Source organism: Streptomyces sp. NPDC001732 (assembly GCF_053596315.1).
In genome coordinates, this window is sequence record NZ_JBSFFY010000211.1 from 1 (window position 1) to 1,182 (window position 1,182).

The window sequence follows — 1,182 nt, forward strand, 5'->3', positions numbered from 1 at the left end:
CTCGCCCCGACCGAGGAGGAGACCCGGCGGATCGTCGAGGGCGTGGAGAAGGCGGGCGTACTCTTCGCCGTCTGCCATGTCCTGCGCTACACCCCCTACACCGACCTGGTGAAGGAGGTCGTGGACTCCGGCGTGCTGGGCCAGCTGGTCTCCCTCGACCATCTGGAGCCGGTCGGCTGGTGGCACTACGCGCACTCCTATGTGCGCGGGCCGTGGCGCAGCGAGAAGGACTCCTCGCCGATGCTGCTCGCCAAGTCCTGCCACGACCTGGACTGGATCACCTACGTCACCGGGGAGCGCATCGAGCAGGTCTCCAGCTTCGGCGGGCTGAAGCACTTCCGGCCGGAGAACGCCCCGGCCGGGTCCGCCGAACGCTGCCTCGACTGCGCGGTCGAGGCCGGCTGCCCGTACTCCGCACTCAAGCTGTACGTGCCGACGCTGCGCGAGAAGGGTTCCGTCTGGCCGGTCAGCCACGTCACGGATTCCACGGACGAGACCGAGCTGCTGACCGCGCTGCGCGAAGGCCCGTACGGCCTGTGCGCCTACCGCGTCGACAACGACGTGGTCGACCACCAGGTCCTGGCCATGCAGCTGACGGACGGAGTGACCGCGACCTTCCAGATGGTGGCGTTCACCGAGCAGACCGACCGGCAGACCCGGATCTTCGGCTCGCACGGCTGGCTGATCGGCGACGGCAAGCGCGTCACCGTCCACGACTTCCGGACCGGCGAGGTCACCGTCCACGAACTCGGCGCATCCGGTTCGAACGCGGCCGAGGGACACGGCGGCGGAGACATGGCGTTGGTTGATGCCTTCGTCCACGCCGTCGCCACCGGCGACCCGGCCGCGGTCCGCTCCGGCACCAAGGCCTCGCTCGGCAGCCACCTGGCGGCGTTCGCCGCCGAACGTGCCCGGCACACCGGCACCGTCCAGACGGTGCCGGCCCAGTGACCCCCGGGGGCCTGCCGCCCGGATCAGGCCCTTCTTCCCGTCCCACCCTCACGTCCTCGGAGGACCAGCTCATGTCCCGTCTTCTCGCCCGCCGTTCCAGAGTCCGTGCCGTGGCCGCCCCCGTGCTGGCCACCGCGCTCGCCGTCGGGGTGCTGGCCGGCTGTTCCGGCAGCGGCAGCGACGGCAGCACCGTCACCATGTGGACCTACCCGGTCATCTTCGACGAGGCCA

The 1,182-nt window shown here is 70.6% G+C and carries 1 protein-coding gene; it reads left to right on the forward strand.

Features of this window, described 5'->3' with window-relative positions:
* On the forward strand, positions 1-951 hold a 951-nt coding region (locus tag ACWCXX_RS41450), incomplete at its 5' end, for a Gfo/Idh/MocA family protein (RefSeq protein WP_451136510.1).
* Positions 952-1,182 lie beyond the last annotated feature (231 nt).